A 15635-nucleotide genomic window follows, 5' to 3' on the forward strand; every position below is an offset into this window, starting at 1 on the left:
CCGGCAGGGCTAGAAGCCGAGCCAGCGTGCGACGACCGGGCCGAGCACGAAGCCCCAGGTCGTCACGCACGCGAACAGCGCGACCGTCACGGCCGCGCTGCCGAGGTCCTTCGCGCGCTTCGAGAGTTCGTGGCGCTCGAGCGAGATGCGGTCGATCGCGGCTTCGACGCTCGAGTTCAGCAGCTCGACGATCAGCACCAGCAGCACCGAGGCGATCAGCAGCGCGCGCGACGCGGCCGGCACCGGCGCGAAGGCGCCGATCGGCAGCATCAGCGCGGCGAGCGTGAGCTCCTGGCGAAACGCGCTTTCCTCGCGGATCGCGACGCGAAAGCCATTCAGCGAATGCTTGAGCGCGAACCACGCACGCGTGATGCCGCGGTGGCGCTTGTACGGGTTCGGCGGCAGCGGCGTCAGCCGATCGTCGGGGCCGAGCGGCTCATGCGGATGCGCGTCCGTTTCGGCGTGCGGCTCTTCCTCGTCGAACGGCCGGTGCCGTTGCGGCGTTGCGTTAAAGGGCGGGGTCTTGTCGTTCAGGTCTCGTTTCAAACGGCGGCACCTTCGGCGGGCGAGTACGCGGTCTTCGGCAGCGGCTTCAGATGCGACGCGAACTGCTCGGATGCCGCGCGCCACGAGAAGCGTTCCGCCCACGCGCGCGCAGTCGTGCGTTCGATCTTCAGCGCCTCGAGGCAGGCTTCCTGCAGGTCCTCGTGCATCGCGCCGGCGTCGCCTCCGCTGAGCACGTCGATCGGGCCCGTGACGGGATACGCGGCCACCGGCGTGCCGCAGGCGAGCGCCTCGAGCAGCACGAGGCCGAACGTGTCGGTGCGACTCGGGAACACGAACACGTCGGCCGCAGCATACACCTTCGCGAGTTCGGCCTGCGACAGCACGCCGAGATAGTTCGCCTCCGGGTAGCGCGACTTCAGCTCCGCGAGCGCGGGGCCTTCGCCCGCGACCCATTTCGAGCCGGGCAGATCGAGGCGCAGGAACGCCTCGACGTTCTTCTCGATCGCGACGCGGCCCACGTACAGGAAGATCGGCCGCGCGGTATTGAGCACCTTCGACTCCATCGGATGGAAGATGTCGAGATCGACGCCGCGCGTCCACAGCACCACGTTCGTGAAGCCGTATTTCTCGAGATCCTGCTTGACGACCGGCGTCGGCGCCATCACCGCGAGCGACGGGCCGTGGAACCAGTGCAGGAAGCGGTAGGTCGCGGCGAGCGGAATACCGAAGCGCGCCTGCACGTATTCCGGAAAGCGCGTGTGGTAGGCGGTCGTGTACGGCAGCTTGCGGGCGCGTGCATAGCGCCGGGCGGCCAGTCCGAGCGGGCCTTCGGTCGCGATGTGCAGCGCGTCGGGCGCGAACGCATCGATCCGCGCGCGCAGCTTGCGGTACGGCAGGATCGACAGGCGGATCTCGGGGTAGGTCGGGCAGGGCACCGTGCGGAATTCCAGCGGCGTCAGCAGTTCGACGCGGTGGCCGAGCGCCGTGAGTTCGCGCGACGTGCTTTTCAGCGTGCGCACGACGCCGTTGACCTGCGGTTCCCACGCATCGGTGACGATCATGATCTTCATCGCGGCATCTGTCCTGTAAGTAAGGTTGTGTCAGGCAGCGGCCTTGGCCTTGCGCGACGTGGTCTCCGACGGCGCGGAGCGCATCACCGTCCAGTAGACGATCTTCAGTTCGCCTTCCATCGTTTCGACGAGCGCGGACAGGCTTTCGACCCAGTCGCCGTCGTTGCAGTACAGCACGCCGTCGATGTCGCGGATCTCGGCCTTGTGGATATGGCCGCACACGACGCCGTCGCAGCCGCGGCGGCGGGCCTCGTCGGTCATCACGGTCTCGAACTGCGAGATGAAGTTGACCGCGTTCTTTACCTGGTGCTTCAGGTACTGCGACAGCGACCAGTACTGGAAGCCCAGCCGGCTGCGGATCCGGTTGAACCAGCGGTTCAGCACGAGGATCAGCGTGTAGAGCGTGTCGCCGAGGTACGCGAGCCATTTCGCGTGCTGGATCACGCCGTCGAACAGGTCGCCGTGCACGATCCACAAACGTTTGCCTGCGAGCGTCGTGTGGAATGCCTCGCCGCGCACCTGGATGTCGCCGAACGCGAGATCGCAGAACTGCCGCGCGCCTTCGTCGTGGTTGCCGGGGATGTAGACCACCTGCGTGCCCTTGCGCGCCTTGCGCAGGATCTTCTGCACGACGTCGTTGTGTGCCTGCGGCCAGTACCAGCCTTTCTTCAACTGCCAGCCGTCGATGATGTCGCCGACGAGGTACAGGTATTCCGAGTCGTTGTGACGCAGGAAGTCCAGCAGGTAGGGCGCCTGACAGCCGCTCGAGCCGAGGTGGATGTCGGACAGCCAGATGGTGCGGTAGCGATGGGCGGACGGTTCGGGGTCCTCGTGCTGCGTGGTGTGCGCGACGGGCGGCTTTTGCGACACCACGCCGTCGGTTGCCCCCGAGCCGGACAGGAACGCAGTGGCGGCGCGAGCGCCGATGGGGTGACGAAACAGTGAGGTCGCGGACGTTTTCTGGCCCATGCATGACTCGCGCCGGTTGACATTACCGGCATTCCGCCATGCGGGCGTGACTGTGCCGTGACAGTCACGAGACGTTCTTATTACGGCCGTTGAAGGGTGTTTAGCAGTGAATGGACAGGCGTTGCGTAACCTGCCGCACCGAACGATCGTCGCTTGTCCGGCACGGCCGTCCGGCTCGACGAGCGCACCGGACGAGCGGATTTCGTCTGACGAATGCGGTGCGTTAGCGCGGTATCGCGACGACGCGCGTGCGCGCGATCCGGTCGTGCAGGAACTGGCGATCGGCGTGCAACCGGGCGGCGCCGGCCCACACGACGATCCATGCGGCGGTGAGCGCGAGCGTGACGGGTACGGACAGTCCGAGGAGCGGGTGCAGCGCGAGCGGCGGCAGGAACCACAGCCAGCCGAGCACGTAGCGGACGAGCGCGTGGCCGGCGCTCAGCGGCCGGCCGCTCGACGATTCGAGCCGTAGCCGCCAGGTCTTCATCGGCAGCGTCTGGCCGCCGTGCGTCCAGAACCACACGAAATACGCGCCGACGACGAGCGCGATCCACGCGGCAAGCAGGTTGTGATGGACGAGGCCGTTGCGTTGCCGTGTCGCGAGGCTGAACGCGAGCCCGGCGAAGAACACGACGCCGAACAACAGTACGCCTTCGTAGAGCAGCGCGGCGAGGCGCCGCCGTACGGACGGCGCGACGGCCGGGGTTTCGGGGGCGCGGGCGCTCGCCACGGCCGCTCAGGAGCCCTTGAACAGCGAGGGCGCGTCGGCGGGCGACACCGGCGCCACGGCGGCCGGTGCGGATGCGGTGCCGGAGGTCGACGACGCGGGCGCCGGCTGCGCGGCGGCACCGGCCGACGCGGGCGCCGCGGCGGCCGCCGCGCCGCTCGCCGGGTGTTCGTGCGCGTTGACGAGGCGGCGCACGTCACGGTCGGCGACGGTCGGCGGCGCGCTGACGACACTCGGCTTGCGACGGCGCTCGGCGGCGGCAAGCCGTTCCTTCTGCTCTTGGGGGAGTTGCTGGTAGGCCTTCCACGCGCGCTCGCGCGCCTGAGCGGACAGCTCCTTCGCACTCTGGTAGTTCTCGCGCGCGACGCGGCGCTGCTCGGGCGTCATCTTCGCCCATTCGGTCATCCGCTCCTGCAGGCGTTTCTGGTCATCCGGCGATAACTTCGCGAAACGCGATGCGATCTTCAGCCATTTGCGCTTGCGGGCGTCGCTGAAGCCGTCCCACTGGTCGGCGAACGGAGCGAGGGCTGCGTGCTGCGCCGGCGTGAGGCGCGCCCACGACAGCGGGCCCGCGGCGGCCGGCAGCGGCAGGGGCAGCGGGGGGAGTTCGGTGGTCAGGCCGGTTGCGGTCGACGCGGGCGCGGCGGGGCTGGTGGTCGCGACGGGAGCCGTCGCGGGGGCCGGGTGAAATCGGGGATACGTGGCGACGTAGGAAACGGCGATCGCGATCACGCATCCGAAAAATACGGCCAGGCCGCGCTTCTGACTCACCCGTACGATCCCCTCGTTATTGTCTGTTAGTGAGCGCGCGAAAGATACGCGTTGAACCCGTGGTCGAGATACGCGTTGAGCGGCAGGTCGTCGCTGAGCATCGCCGCGTCGATGTCGGCGAGTTCGGCGGTGCGCTGCATGTCTTCCCAGTACGCGATGCCGACGAGCCCCGCGAGCAGCAACGCGAGCGGCCATGCGCGCAGCAGCCGGCGCGCGAACGACAGGCGGCCGGCCTGCGGGCGGTTCGCGGGCGTCGGGCCATAGGCGCCGGCCGCGCCGGCGAAGGCCGGCACGAACACCGGCGCACTCGCGGCTTCGGGCTTCTTGCGCGCGAGCGCGGCCCGGCGGGCGACGGCCAGCCGGTCGGTGGTCGCGGCAGGCAGGGCGGCGGCGCGCTCGTCCAGCGCGCGGCGCACCTTCAGCGCGAATTCGTGTTCTCGGTTTGCGGGAGCGGAGCTCATAGCGTGATTCCTTTGGCCTTGAGCGCTTGCGCCAATGTGTGGGTGGCTCGCGAGCAGTGCGTCTTGACGCTGCCCTCGGAGCACCCCATCGCGGCGGCAGTCTCGGCGACATCCATATCTTCCCAATAACGCATCAGGAACGCTTCCCGTTGACGCGTCGGAAGTTTCTGGATTTCCTCGTCGATCAGGGCCAGAACCTGCTCTCTTTCGAGGCGGTGCTCGCTGCTCTCGACGCCGGCGTTGTCGTCCGCGGATTCGAGCGTCTCGAGCGGGTCGAAGTCGTCGTCGTCGGTGTTGTTCAGCGACGAGAAGAGCGTCACCCACGTGTTGCGGACCTTCTGCCGGCGGAACCAGTCGTGGATCGCGTTCTGCAGGATCCGCTGAAAAAGCAGCGGCAGCTCGGCCGCCGGCCGGTCGCCGTACTTTTCAGCGAGCTTGATCATCGCGTCCTGCACGATGTCGAGCGATGCATCGTCGTCACGCACGGCGTACGCGGCCTGCTTGAACGCGCGCCTTTCGACGCCCGCCAGAAAGTCGGCGAGTTCCTTGTCTGATGCCATTCCGTGAAGGTATGCGCTGCGGCCCGCTGCGTGGTGTAAATGGTCGAAAAATTTCGTAAAACCCGCGGATGCTATCAAATTTTCGCGCGGCTTGGCACCGGGTCGGGCGCCGCACGTTGCGCGCGAACCGCGCCGGCGGGGCGCCGGGCGGCGCGCATGATGCGCTGCGGGATATTTTGCTTGACGGCTCAATCGCTACCCGCTATCGTCGGCGATTCGCAACATGAAGTGATGGTCTCATTTGAGGCTGGCCCAAGAAGCCCGCCCTTCAAACTAGACGCGCCGCTTGAACCCGAGCCACAAGCCCGGCAGAGAGCACCCGATCAATTTTTTGCCGAAAATTCGAAAGGTCAACATGAACATGCCCAGCGCGGAATTCTCCACGTCGGAACCCCTTTCCCCTCCCGATAGCGACTCCATCGGCGGTACCGTGCTCATGAAGGCACTGGCCGACGAAAACGTCGAATTCATCTGGGGCTATCCCGGCGGCTCGGTTCTCTACATTTACGACGAGCTGTACAAGCAGGACAAGATTCAGCACGTGCTGGTGCGCCACGAACAGGCGGCCGTGCACGCAGCCGATGCGTATGCGCGCTCCACCGGCAATGTCGGCGTCTGCCTCGTGACGTCGGGCCCCGGTGTCACCAACGCGGTGACCGGCATCGCAACGGCGTACATGGATTCGATCCCGATGGTCGTGATCAGCGGCCAGGTGCCGACGGCCGCGATCGGTCAGGACGCATTCCAGGAGTGCGACACCGTCGGCATCACGCGTCCCTGCGTGAAGCACAACTTCCTCGTGAAGGACGTGCGCGACCTCGCGGAAACCGTCAAGAAGGCGTTCTACATCGCCCGCACCGGCCGTCCGGGCCCGGTGCTGATCGACATCCCGAAGGACATCTCGAAGACGCCGTGCCAGTACGAGCCGATCAAGAGCGTGTCGCTGCGTTCGTACAACCCCGTCACGAAGGGCCATTCGGGCCAGATCCGCAAGGCCGTGTCGCTGTTGCTGACGGCGAAGCGCCCGTACATCTACACGGGTGGCGGCATCATCCTCGCCGACGCGTCGCGTGAACTGAACCAGTTCGCGGACCTGCTCGGCTACCCGGTCACGAACACGCTGATGGGCCTCGGCGGCTATCGCGCGTCGGACAGGAAATTCCTCGGCATGCTCGGCATGCATGGCACCTACGAAGCGAACATGGCGATGCAGCACTGCGACGTGCTGATCGCGATCGGCGCGCGCTTCGACGACCGCGTGATCGGCGATCCGGCCCACTTCGCGTCGCGTCCGCGCAAGATCATCCATATCGACATCGACCCGTCGTCGATCTCGAAGCGCGTGAAGGTCGACATCCCGATCGTCGGCGACGTGAAGGAAGTGCTGAAGGAGCTGATCGAGCAACTGCAGACGGCCGAACACGGCCCCGACACCGAGGCGCTCGCGCAATGGTGGAAGGACATCGAGAGCTGGCGCGCGAAGGACTGCCTGAAGTACGACCGCGAAAGCGAGATCATCAAGCCGCAATACGTGGTCGAGAAGGCGTGGGAGCTGACGGACGGCAACGCGTTCGTGTGCTCGGACGTCGGCCAGCACCAGATGTGGGCCGCGCAGTTCTACCGTTTCAACAAGCCGCGTCGCTGGATCAACTCCGGCGGCCTCGGCACGATGGGCTTCGGCCTGCCGGCGGCGATGGGCGTCAAGATGGCCCATCCGGACGACGACGTGCTGTGCATCACGGGTGAAGGCTCGATCCAGATGTGCATCCAGGAACTGTCGACCTGCCTGCAGTACGACACGCCCGTGAAGATCATTTCGCTGAACAACCGCTACCTCGGCATGGTCCGCCAGTGGCAGCAGATCGAATACAGCAAGCGCTATTCGCATTCGTACATGGATGCGCTGCCCGATTTCGTGAAGCTCGCCGAAGCGTACGGCCATGTCGGCATGCGGATCGAAAAGACTTCGGATGTGGAGCCGGCGCTGAAGGAAGCGCTGCGCCTGAAGGACCGCACCGTGTTTCTCGACTTCCAGACCGATCCGACCGAAAACGTCTGGCCGATGGTACAGGCCGGCAAGGGCATCACCGAGATGCTGCTCGGATCGGAAGATCTGTAACGGCGCGACGCGCGCAGCGCGCGATGCGGCCGCCTTCACGAAGGGCGGCGCGGCACGCGACGGCGCGCGGCGCGAGTGAATCGACACGGACACATTCTGGAAGAAGCGAACATGAGACACATCATTTCCGTCCTGCTGGAAAACGAACCGGGCGCGCTGTCGCGCGTGGTCGGTCTCTTTTCCGCACGCGGCTACAACATCGAAACCTTGACGGTGGCGCCGACCGAAGACCAATCGCTGTCGCGGCTGACCATCGTTTCCATTGGCTCGGACGACGTGATCGAACAGATCACGAAGCATCTGAACCGCCTGATCGAGGTGGTGAAAGTGGTGGACCTGACCGACGGTGCACACATCGAACGCGAGCTGATGCTGATCAAGGTACGTGCAGTGGGCAAGGAGCGCGAAGAAATGAAGCGGATGTCGGACATTTTCCGCGGCCGCATCATCGACGTGACCGAGAAGACCTACACGATCGAATTGACGGGCGCGAGCGACAAGCTCGACGCATTCATCCAGGGGCTGGACGCCACCGCGATCCTCGAGACCGTGCGGACCGGCAGCTCCGGCATCGGACGCGGCGAGCGCATCCTGAAGGTGTGATGCCGATATTGCAAGAAGGCACGCCGGGTGCGCCGTCATGTCCCGGCCCGCAGTACCCCATCCGAACGAATTGTTGAATTTTTGAATTAGCGAAGGAACCATCATGAACGTTTTCTACGACAAAGACGCCGACCTCTCCCTCATCAAGGGCAAGCAAGTCACGATCATCGGCTACGGCTCGCAAGGCCATGCGCACGCACTGAACCTGAAGGACAGCGGCGTGAACGTGACGGTCGGCCTTCGCAAGGGCGGCGCGTCGTGGAGCAAGGCCGAAAACGCCGGTCTCGCAGTGAAGGAAGTCGCGGAAGCGGTGAAGGGCGCGGACGTCGTGATGCTGCTGCTGCCGGACGAGCAGATCGCCGACGTGTACGCGAAGGAAGTGCACGCGAACATCAAGCAGGGCGCGGCGCTGGCATTCGCGCACGGCTTCAACGTCCACTACGGCCAGGTGATCCCGCGCGCCGACCTCGACGTGATCATGATCGCGCCGAAGGCCCCGGGCCACACCGTGCGCGGCACGTATGCACAAGGCGGCGGCGTGCCGCACCTGATCGCGGTTGCGCAGAACAAGTCGGGCGCGGCACGCGACATCGCGCTGTCGTATGCGGCGGCGAACGGCGGCGGCCGTGCCGGCATCATCGAGACGAACTTCCGTGAAGAAACCGAAACCGACCTGTTCGGCGAGCAGGCCGTGCTGTGCGGCGGTACCGTCGAGCTGATCAAGGCGGGTTTCGAGACGCTGGTCGAAGCCGGCTACGCGCCGGAAATGGCGTACTTCGAGTGCCTGCACGAACTGAAGCTGATCGTCGACCTGATCTACGAAGGCGGCATCGCGAACATGAACTACTCGATCTCGAACAACGCCGAGTACGGCGAGTACGTGACCGGCCCGCGCGTCGTCACGGAAGAGACGAAGAAGGCGATGAAGCAGTGCCTGACCGACATCCAGACGGGCGAGTACGCGAAGAGCTTCATTCTCGAAAACAAGGCAGGCGCGCCGACGCTGCAGTCGCGCCGCCGCCTGACGGCCGAGCACCAGATCGAGCAGGTCGGCGCGAAGCTGCGTGCGATGATGCCGTGGATCGCGAAGAACAAGCTGGTCGACCAGACGAAGAACTAAGCACCACGTGCTGTTCCGGCCCTTCGAGCGAAGGGCCGGCATCAAAAAGCCGTCCGAAGGCAGCAGTGCCCCGGGCGGCTTTTGTTATGCTACGGGCTTTGCAATTCACCGAACACAGAACGAATCCATGAACTATCCTCATCCGATCATCGCGCGCGAAGGCTGGCCGTTCATCGCGATTGCAGCCGTCATCGCGCTGTTGATCCATGCCGTCGGGGGCTTCGGCTTCGCGTGGCCGTTCTGGCTGCTGCTCGTCTTCGTCGTCCAGTTCTTCCGCGATCCGCAGCGCCCGATCCCGGCGCAGCCGAACGCGGTGCTGTGCCCGGCAGACGGCCGCATCGTCGCGGTCGAGACCGCGCAGGATCCGTACGCGAACCGCGAAGCGCTGAAGATCAGCGTGTTCATGAATGTCTTCAATGTCCATTCGCAGCGTTCGCCGGTCGATGGCGCGATCAGCAAGGTCGAGTATTTCCCGGGCGCGTTCCTGAACGCGGCGATCGACAAGGCGTCGACCGAGAACGAGCGCAACGCGGTCGTGATCCAGACGGCGAGCGGCAAGACCGTCACGTCCGTGCAGATCGCCGGCCTGATCGCGCGCCGGATCCTCTGCTACGTCCGTGCCGGCGAGCCGCTGTCGCGTGGCCAGCGCTACGGTTTCATCCGCTTCGGTTCGCGCGTCGACGTGTACCTGCCGCTCGGCAGCCGCGCGAAGGTGTCGATCGGCGAGAAGGTCTACGCGTCGTCGACGATCCTCGCCGAGCTCGAGCAGTAACGGGCGGGGCGCACGATGGCCGCATTCAAACCGCGTCGGCCGCGCAATGGCTCCAGCCAGACGCCACGCCCGTTCCGCCGCAACAAGGTGATGGCGCCCGATCAGGCGCCGCTCGAAAGCCGCCGTGCCGCGCGCCAGCGGTTCCTGAAGACGCGCGGCATCTATCTGCTGCCGAACGCATTCACGACCGCCGCGCTGTTCTGCGGCTTCTTCGCGGTCGTGCAGGCGATGAACGTGCGCTTCGAGATCGCCGCGATCGCGATTTTCGTCGCGATGGTGCTCGACGGGATGGACGGGCGCGTGGCGCGCATGACGCATACGCAGAGCGCGTTCGGCGAGCAGTTCGACAGCCTGTCGGACATGGTGTCGTTCGGCGTGGCGCCCGCGCTCGTAATGTACGAGTGGGTACTGAAGGATCTCGGCCGCTGGGGCTGGCTCGCCGCGTTCGTCTATTGCTCGGGCGCTGCGCTGCGTCTCGCGCGCTTCAACACGAACATCGGCGTGGTCGACAAGCGCTTTTTCCAGGGGCTGCCGAGCCCGGCCGCCGCCGCGCTGATCGCGGGCTTCGTGTGGCTCGCGACCGACAACCGCGTGCCGATGAAGCTCGGCTGGCTGCCGTGGGTCGCCTTCGTGCTGACGATCTACGCGGGCGTGACGATGGTGTCGAACGCGCCGTTCTACAGCGGCAAGGCGCTCGACGTACGGCACCGCGTGCCGTTCGCGGCGATCCTGCTCGTCGTCGTCGCGTTCGTGCTCGTGTCGTCCGATCCGCCGCTGATGCTGTTCTGCCTGTTCGTGCTGTACGGGTTGTCCGGCTATGTGTTCTGGGCCTACACGGCCGTCCGCGGGCGCGCGAATCCGGCGCGCTCGTCGCAGCGCGATCACTGACGCCGACGCTGCGATTTGCCCGGAAGCGGCGGCCTCGGGGCCGCCGTTTTCATTTGGCCCTTTTTCGAGCCCGGCCACGTCGATTCCCGGGTGCCGTCCGATTGCGCGGCCAACGGAATGTCGCTATAGTCTTCGGCATGACTGCCTTTTTCCACCTCTCCCTCCTTCTAGCCGGTGCGCCGCTACGCGCGCTAGCTTTGGCGCGCCTGCCGCGCTGACCGTTCTCGCCCTCCGTCTCAAGCCTCGTCTGTTGTTGAACGTCGCCAGCGGTGGCGCGATCTCGTTACGTTTGACTTCCGTATAAAAGAGCCCTGGAGCCCCCATGACAGACAAGCTGATCATTTTCGATACGACGTTGCGTGACGGCGAGCAATCGCCCGGTGCGTCGATGACGAAGGAAGAGAAAATCCGCATCGCGAAGCACCTCGAGCGGATGAAGGTCGACGTGATCGAGGCCGGCTTCGCCGCCAGCTCGAACGGCGATTTCGACGCGATCCACACGATCGCCGGTCTCGTGAAGGACAGCACGATCTGCTCGCTGGCGCGGGCCAACGACAAGGACATCCAGCGCGCGGCCGACGCACTGAAGCCGGCCAACAGCTTCCGGATCCACACGTTCATCGCGACGTCGCCGCTGCACATGGAAAAGAAGCTGCGGATGACGCCCGATCAGGTGTTCGAGCAGGCGCGCCTCGCGGTGCGTTTCGCGCGCAAGTTCACCGACAACGTCGAGTTCTCGCCGGAAGACGGCAGCCGTTCGGACATGGATTTCCTGTGCCGCGTGCTGGAAGCCGTGATCGCCGAAGGCGCGACGACGATCAACATCGCCGACACGGTCGGCTACGGTGTGCCGGAGCTCTACGGCAACCTCGTGAAGACGCTGCGCGAGCGCATTCCGAACTCGGACAAGGCGATCTTCTCGGTGCACTGCCATAACGACCTCGGGATGGCGGTGGCGAATTCGCTCGCCGGCGTGAAGATCGGCGGCGCGCGTCAGGTCGAGTGCACGATCAACGGTCTCGGCGAGCGCGCGGGCAACACGTCGCTCGAAGAAATCGTGATGGCGGTGAAGACGCGCAAGGACTACTTCGGTCTCGACGTCGGTATCGACACGTCGCAGATCGTGCCGACGTCGAAGCTCGTGTCGCAGATCACCGGCTTCGTCGTGCAGCCGAACAAGGCGGTGGTCGGCGCGAATGCATTCGCGCACGCGTCGGGCATTCACCAGGACGGCGTGCTCAAGGCGCGCGACACGTACGAGATCATGCGTGCGGAAGACGTGGGCTGGACCGCGAACAAGATCGTGCTCGGCAAGCTGTCGGGCCGCAACGCGTTCAAGCAGCGCCTGCAGGAGCTTGGCGTATCGCTCGACAGCGAAGCCGAATTGAATGCCGCGTTCATGCGCTTCAAGGATCTGGCCGACCGCAAGGCGGAGATCTTCGACGAGGACATCATCGCGATCGTGTCCGAGGAATCGGCGCTCGCGCAGGAGCAGGAGCACTTCAAGTTCGTGTCGCTGTCGCAGCGTTCGGAAACGGGCGAGCAGCCGCAGGCGAAGGTCGTGTTCGCGGTCGAAGGCAAGGAAGTGACCGGCGAGGCGCGCGGCAACGGTCCGGTCGATGCGACGTTCAATGCGATCGAGGGCGAAGTCGGCAGCGGGTCCGAGCTGCTGCTGTACTCGGTGAACGCGATCACGACCGGCACGCAGGCGCAGGGCGAAGTGACCGTCCGTCTGTCGAAGAGCGGGCGGATCGTCAACGGCGTCGGTACCGATCCGGATATCGTCGCCGCGTCCGCGAAGGCATATATTTCGGCGCTGAACAAGCTGCATTCGAAGGACGACAAGGTCAACCCGCAGCGCTCGTAAGCGCCGCGCGTGACGCGCCCCCGAAACGCCCCGTGCGGCCCTGTGCCGCCGGGGCGTTTTTTTATCGGCCGCTCATTCGGCGGCCGGCGCACGGAACAGCCAGCGGCGCGCAGCCGCGCGTGGCGCGGGATGGCGCCGGCGGAACTCGACCGCGATCCCGCGCCGCGGCGCATCGGCGACGAACGCATCCAGCAGTTCGAGCACGTCGTGATCGATGTAATCGGCGCGCGTCGCGTCGATGATCACCGCCGCCCGGTCCGGAATGTGCCGCAGGTGGTGCTTGACTTGCACCTTGCCGAGAAACGACACGTCCTTGCGGAACGACAGCAGGAAGTGGTCGTCGTGCTGCGCGAGCGTGACGGGGCTCTTCAGGTTCGCGACGGCGACGGCCAGCACGCTGCACGCGAGACCGAGCGCGATACCGAACAGCAGGTCGACCGTCAGCACGCCGGCGATCGTCGCGGCGAACGGCACGAACGCGGCCGGCCCCTGTTTCATCACCGAGCGGAACAGCGCCGGCTTCGCCAGCTTGAAACCCGTATGGATCAGGATCGCGGCCAGGCTCGCGAGCGGGATCAGGTTGATCAGCCCGGTGAGTGCGAACACGCTGGCGAGCAGCAGCACTCCGTGGATGATCGCCGACATCCGGCTTTGCGCGCCCGCGTTGACGTTCACCGAGCTGCGCACGATCACCGACGTGATCGGCAGGCCGCCGACCGCACCCGCGACGAGGTTGCCGACGCCCTGGGCCTTCAGTTCGCGATCGGGCTGCACCGGCCGGCGCTTGGGGTCGAGCTGCTCGACCGCCTCGAGGCTCAGCAGCGTCTCGAGGCTGGCGACGACCGCAAGCGTGATCGCGACGCGCCATACGTCCGGATTGACGAGCTGCGCGAAGTTCTGGCCGAGCTCCGCGTGCTTGAGCGATGCGGCGAAGGCGGCGAACGATCCGAGTTCGGGCAGTGTGACGCGATGGGCGGCGCCCGGCGCGACCGCGGGCGCGACGACGCCCAGCACGAGCGTCGCGCCGATGCCGAGCACGACCACCGCGAGCGGCGCGGGCACCGAGCGCACCAGCGCGAAGCGGCGCAGCGCGGGGGTGTCCCACGCCACGAGCAGCGCGAGCGAAACGAGCGCGATGGCCGTGGCGGCCCATGCGACGGGCAGGCCCGGCCAGTTCGCAAACGATTGCGCGGCCTGGCCGCCAATGCCGAATGCGAACGGAATCTGCTTCACGATCAGCAGCAGGCCGATCGCGGCGAGCATGCCCTTGATGACGGGCGACGGCACATAGGCGGCGAAGCGGCCCGCGCGCAGCATGCCGAAGCCGAACTGGAGCACGCCGGACAGCAGCACCGCGAGCAGGAACGCGGAGAAGCTGCCGAGTTGCGCGATCCCTTCGACGACGATCACGACGAGGCCGGCGGCCGGCCCGCTGACGGACAGCGACGAGCCGCTCAGCAGCGCGACGACGATGCCGCCGACGATGCCCGACACGAGCCCGGCGAACGGCTCGACGCCTGAGGCGTTGGCGATGCCCAGACAGAGCGGCAGCGCGACGAGGAAAACGACGATGCCGGCGACGATGTCGCGCGGCAGGGTGGATAGGCGCTCGTTCAGTTTCATGGTTGGGAGTGGTTTCGTTGGCATGGAGGGCGGGGCGCGGATCAGCCGAGCGCGGCGGCCGCGGCAGGCTCGGCTTCGGCTTCGGCCGGCGGCGCCGTGTAGCCGGAATCGAGCTCCTTCAGGCGCCCGTCGGCGAGCGAAAAGATCCAGCCGTGCACGAGCGGCGGCCGTTCGCGGCCGCGTACGATCGGCGACGCGCGCAGCAGCCGCACCTGTTCGAGCACGTTTAGCTCGGCGAGGCGGTCGGCGGCGGCCAGGTCGTCGAGCCCGTCGAGCGCGTCGCGATGACGCCGCGCGAGCGCGCAGAGCGGCGCGATGCGGCGCGCGACGTGCGGCAGGTCGGCGGGCGGCGGCAGCAGCGACGCGCGGACCCCGCCGCACCCGTAATGGCCGCATACGATCACGTGATCGACCTTCAGCACTCGCACCGCGTACTCGAGCACGCTGGCGGAATTGTCGTCGTCGGGGTGGAACAGGTTCGCGATGTTGCGATGGACGAACAGCTCGCCGGGTGCGCAGTGCGTGATGGTTTCGGCCGGCACGCGGCTGTCGGCGCAGCCGATCCACAGCACGCGCGGGTTCTGGCCGCGCGCGAGCGCGTCGAAGAAGCCGGGCGTGTGTTCGCGCGTCTCGCGGGCCCAGGCAATGTTGGCAACCAGCATGCTCTTGGGGCGATTCATGAGGACTCCTTTCCGATAAAGGCAAATAAATACCGAATGAAATGGCGCAATGGCATTCTTTCTAAATTGAAAGGTTTGGTTTCGGTGATATTAGGGGTATGCCCTAGCAGTCCGGGTGAGTTGAAACAAATTGTTTCAAATTGATTGGGCGTAGTGCATTGCATGCACCAGCCCGACGCATGACATGCACTGCCCATGCCTGTTTACGCGCCACGGCCCGCATGACGGGGCGTTCAGCGTATTGCCATCGCAATGTCATCGATCGGGAAAGTTTTCCGTCTTATTCGTTAAATCAATAAGGCGACGGAAAAAATGAAATGGCCATTCAGCAATAATTCGTGAATGGCCATTGCGATAATTGCGCGTAAATGTGCAATCGGTCAGAACAGGTTGCGGCGATCGGGGTCGTGCAGCGGGTCCGGCGTTTTCTGCGTGGTGCGCAGGATGCCCTGCGGATCGAAGTAGAAGCTGTACATCATGTACCAGACGTTGTCCTCCAGATACCGGTACGTCCAGACCTCGCGCTTCATCAGCGGGAAGTAGGAGGTCTCGACCGGGCGTCCGAAATTGACGAGGACGTCGGTCTTCGTCCACTTGCCGATTTCCGCGCGATAGAACTCGCTCGGCTGCAGCACCTGGCGCACGTTGACGATCCGGTGGGCTGCATCGACGTCGGCCGCGACCGTGATCTCGCCCATCGGCTGAGTCGGCCACATCAGGCGCTTGCCGCCGCCGGGCAGGTCGTAGATCTCGCGCGGCGGCCCCATGCGCGCGACGATCGCCGATTCGTCCTGGCCGGCCTGGTATTGCTGCCACGGTTGCGCGCAACCGGCCAGCAGCGCGGCGGCGCAGGCGGCCAGCACCGGCAGGCGCGCAGGAATGCGAATGCGCATCGGAT

At 65.9% G+C, this 15635-nt stretch carries 16 protein-coding genes; 6 read left to right on the forward strand and 10 right to left on the reverse strand.

Going from position 1 to position 15635, the window contains the following annotated elements; genetic code table 11:
- Positions 1-9: 9 nt before the first annotated feature.
- The 7 genes from WS61_RS03340 to WS61_RS03370 form a co-directional block, all read right to left on the reverse strand.
- A complete protein-coding gene (locus WS61_RS03340; RefSeq protein WP_059499227.1) occupies positions 10-546 on the reverse strand; it encodes a diacylglycerol kinase in 537 nt (178 codons plus the stop codon).
- Positions 543-1577, reverse strand: a complete 1035-nt coding sequence (locus WS61_RS03345; RefSeq protein ID WP_059499228.1) for a glycosyltransferase family 1 protein — start codon at positions 1575-1577, stop codon at positions 543-545. The genes WS61_RS03340 and WS61_RS03345 overlap by 4 nt, the downstream gene beginning before the upstream one ends.
- Positions 1578-1607: 30 nt before the next feature.
- Positions 1608-2546, reverse strand: a complete 939-nt coding sequence (locus tag WS61_RS03350) for a UDP-2,3-diacylglucosamine diphosphatase (protein ID WP_059499229.1) — start codon at positions 2544-2546, stop codon at positions 1608-1610.
- 223 nt (positions 2547-2769) lie between these two features.
- A complete protein-coding gene (locus tag WS61_RS03355) occupies positions 2770-3276 on the reverse strand; it encodes an RDD family protein (protein WP_059499230.1) in 507 nt (168 codons plus the stop codon).
- Positions 3277-3282: 6 nt separating this feature from the next.
- Positions 3283-4044, reverse strand: a complete 762-nt coding sequence (locus WS61_RS03360) for a DUF3106 domain-containing protein (RefSeq protein ID WP_059499231.1) — start codon at positions 4042-4044, stop codon at positions 3283-3285.
- Between the two features lie 26 nt (positions 4045-4070).
- On the reverse strand, positions 4071-4505 hold the full coding sequence (locus WS61_RS03365; RefSeq protein WP_059499232.1) for a DUF3619 family protein: 435 nt from the start codon (positions 4503-4505) through the stop codon (positions 4071-4073).
- The gene (locus WS61_RS03370; protein WP_027784998.1) at positions 4502-5065 is read right to left on the reverse strand and encodes an RNA polymerase sigma factor; all 564 of its coding nucleotides are present in this window, start codon (positions 5063-5065) and stop codon (positions 4502-4504) included. Before WS61_RS03370 ends, WS61_RS03365 begins: the two co-directional genes overlap by 4 nt.
- A gap of 355 nt (positions 5066-5420) precedes the next feature.
- Between WS61_RS03370 and WS61_RS03375 the strand changes: the two genes are divergently transcribed.
- The 6 genes from WS61_RS03375 to WS61_RS03400 all read left to right on the forward strand — a co-directional run bounded on the left by WS61_RS03375 (position 5421) and on the right by WS61_RS03400 (position 12434).
- The gene (locus WS61_RS03375; protein WP_059499233.1) at positions 5421-7184 is read left to right on the forward strand and encodes an acetolactate synthase 3 catalytic subunit; all 1764 of its coding nucleotides are present in this window, start codon (positions 5421-5423) and stop codon (positions 7182-7184) included.
- A gap of 111 nt (positions 7185-7295) precedes the next feature.
- Entirely contained in the window at positions 7296-7787 is a 492-nt protein-coding gene (gene ilvN, locus WS61_RS03380; protein WP_034207977.1) for an acetolactate synthase small subunit, read from the forward strand.
- Between the two features lie 103 nt (positions 7788-7890).
- Positions 7891-8907, forward strand: a complete 1017-nt coding sequence (gene ilvC / locus WS61_RS03385) for a ketol-acid reductoisomerase (protein ID WP_059499234.1) — start codon at positions 7891-7893, stop codon at positions 8905-8907.
- Between the two features lie 127 nt (positions 8908-9034).
- Entirely contained in the window at positions 9035-9679 is a 645-nt protein-coding gene (locus tag WS61_RS03390) for a phosphatidylserine decarboxylase (RefSeq protein ID WP_006491035.1), read from the forward strand.
- A 15-nt stretch (positions 9680-9694) separates the two neighbouring features.
- Positions 9695-10567, forward strand: a complete 873-nt coding sequence (gene pssA, locus WS61_RS03395) for a CDP-diacylglycerol--serine O-phosphatidyltransferase (RefSeq protein ID WP_059499235.1) — start codon at positions 9695-9697, stop codon at positions 10565-10567.
- Between the two features lie 322 nt (positions 10568-10889).
- Positions 10890-12434: a 2-isopropylmalate synthase gene (locus WS61_RS03400; protein ID WP_034207975.1), complete on the forward strand. Its 1545-nt coding sequence runs from the start codon at positions 10890-10892 to the stop codon at positions 12432-12434.
- Positions 12435-12506: 72 nt separating this feature from the next.
- On the opposite strand, the gene WS61_RS03405 is transcribed toward WS61_RS03400, so the two are convergent.
- The 3 genes from WS61_RS03405 to WS61_RS03415 form a co-directional block, all read right to left on the reverse strand.
- The gene (locus WS61_RS03405) at positions 12507-14057 is read right to left on the reverse strand and encodes a SulP family inorganic anion transporter (RefSeq protein ID WP_059499236.1); all 1551 of its coding nucleotides are present in this window, start codon (positions 14055-14057) and stop codon (positions 12507-12509) included.
- A gap of 41 nt (positions 14058-14098) precedes the next feature.
- On the reverse strand, positions 14099-14737 hold the full coding sequence (locus WS61_RS03410; RefSeq protein WP_059499237.1) for a carbonic anhydrase: 639 nt from the start codon (positions 14735-14737) through the stop codon (positions 14099-14101).
- 380 nt (positions 14738-15117) lie between these two features.
- Entirely contained in the window at positions 15118-15630 is a 513-nt protein-coding gene (locus WS61_RS03415) for a hypothetical protein (RefSeq protein ID WP_027784990.1), read from the reverse strand.
- Positions 15631-15635: the final 5 nt, after the last annotated feature.

Source organism: Burkholderia sp. ABCPW 11, assembly GCF_001523445.1.
GTDB lineage: Bacteria > Pseudomonadota > Gammaproteobacteria > Burkholderiales > Burkholderiaceae > Burkholderia.

Coding starts and splice junctions, on each gene's coding strand:
- WS61_RS03345 (WP_059499228.1), bottom strand. CDS start 1,577: ATGAAGATCATGATCGTCACCGATGCGTGGGAACCGCAGGTCAACGGC.
- WS61_RS03350 (WP_059499229.1), bottom strand. CDS start 2,546: ATGGGCCAGAAAACGTCCGCGACCTCACTGTTTCGTCACCCCATCGGC.
- WS61_RS03365 (WP_059499232.1), bottom strand. CDS start 4,505: ATGAGCTCCGCTCCCGCAAACCGAGAACACGAATTCGCGCTGAAGGTG.
- WS61_RS03370 (WP_027784998.1), bottom strand. CDS start 5,065: ATGGCATCAGACAAGGAACTCGCCGACTTTCTGGCGGGCGTCGAAAGG.
- WS61_RS03375 (WP_059499233.1), top strand. CDS start 5,421: ATGAACATGCCCAGCGCGGAATTCTCCACGTCGGAACCCCTTTCCCCT.
- ilvN (WP_034207977.1), top strand. CDS start 7,296: ATGAGACACATCATTTCCGTCCTGCTGGAAAACGAACCGGGCGCGCTG.
- ilvC (WP_059499234.1), top strand. CDS start 7,891: ATGAACGTTTTCTACGACAAAGACGCCGACCTCTCCCTCATCAAGGGC.
- WS61_RS03390 (WP_006491035.1), top strand. CDS start 9,035: ATGAACTATCCTCATCCGATCATCGCGCGCGAAGGCTGGCCGTTCATC.
- pssA (WP_059499235.1), top strand. CDS start 9,695: ATGGCCGCATTCAAACCGCGTCGGCCGCGCAATGGCTCCAGCCAGACG.
- WS61_RS03400 (WP_034207975.1), top strand. CDS start 10,890: ATGACAGACAAGCTGATCATTTTCGATACGACGTTGCGTGACGGCGAG.
- WS61_RS03405 (WP_059499236.1), bottom strand. CDS start 14,057: ATGAAACTGAACGAGCGCCTATCCACCCTGCCGCGCGACATCGTCGCC.
- WS61_RS03410 (WP_059499237.1), bottom strand. CDS start 14,737: ATGAATCGCCCCAAGAGCATGCTGGTTGCCAACATTGCCTGGGCCCGC.
- WS61_RS03415 (WP_027784990.1), bottom strand. CDS start 15,630: ATGCGCATTCGCATTCCTGCGCGCCTGCCGGTGCTGGCCGCCTGCGCC.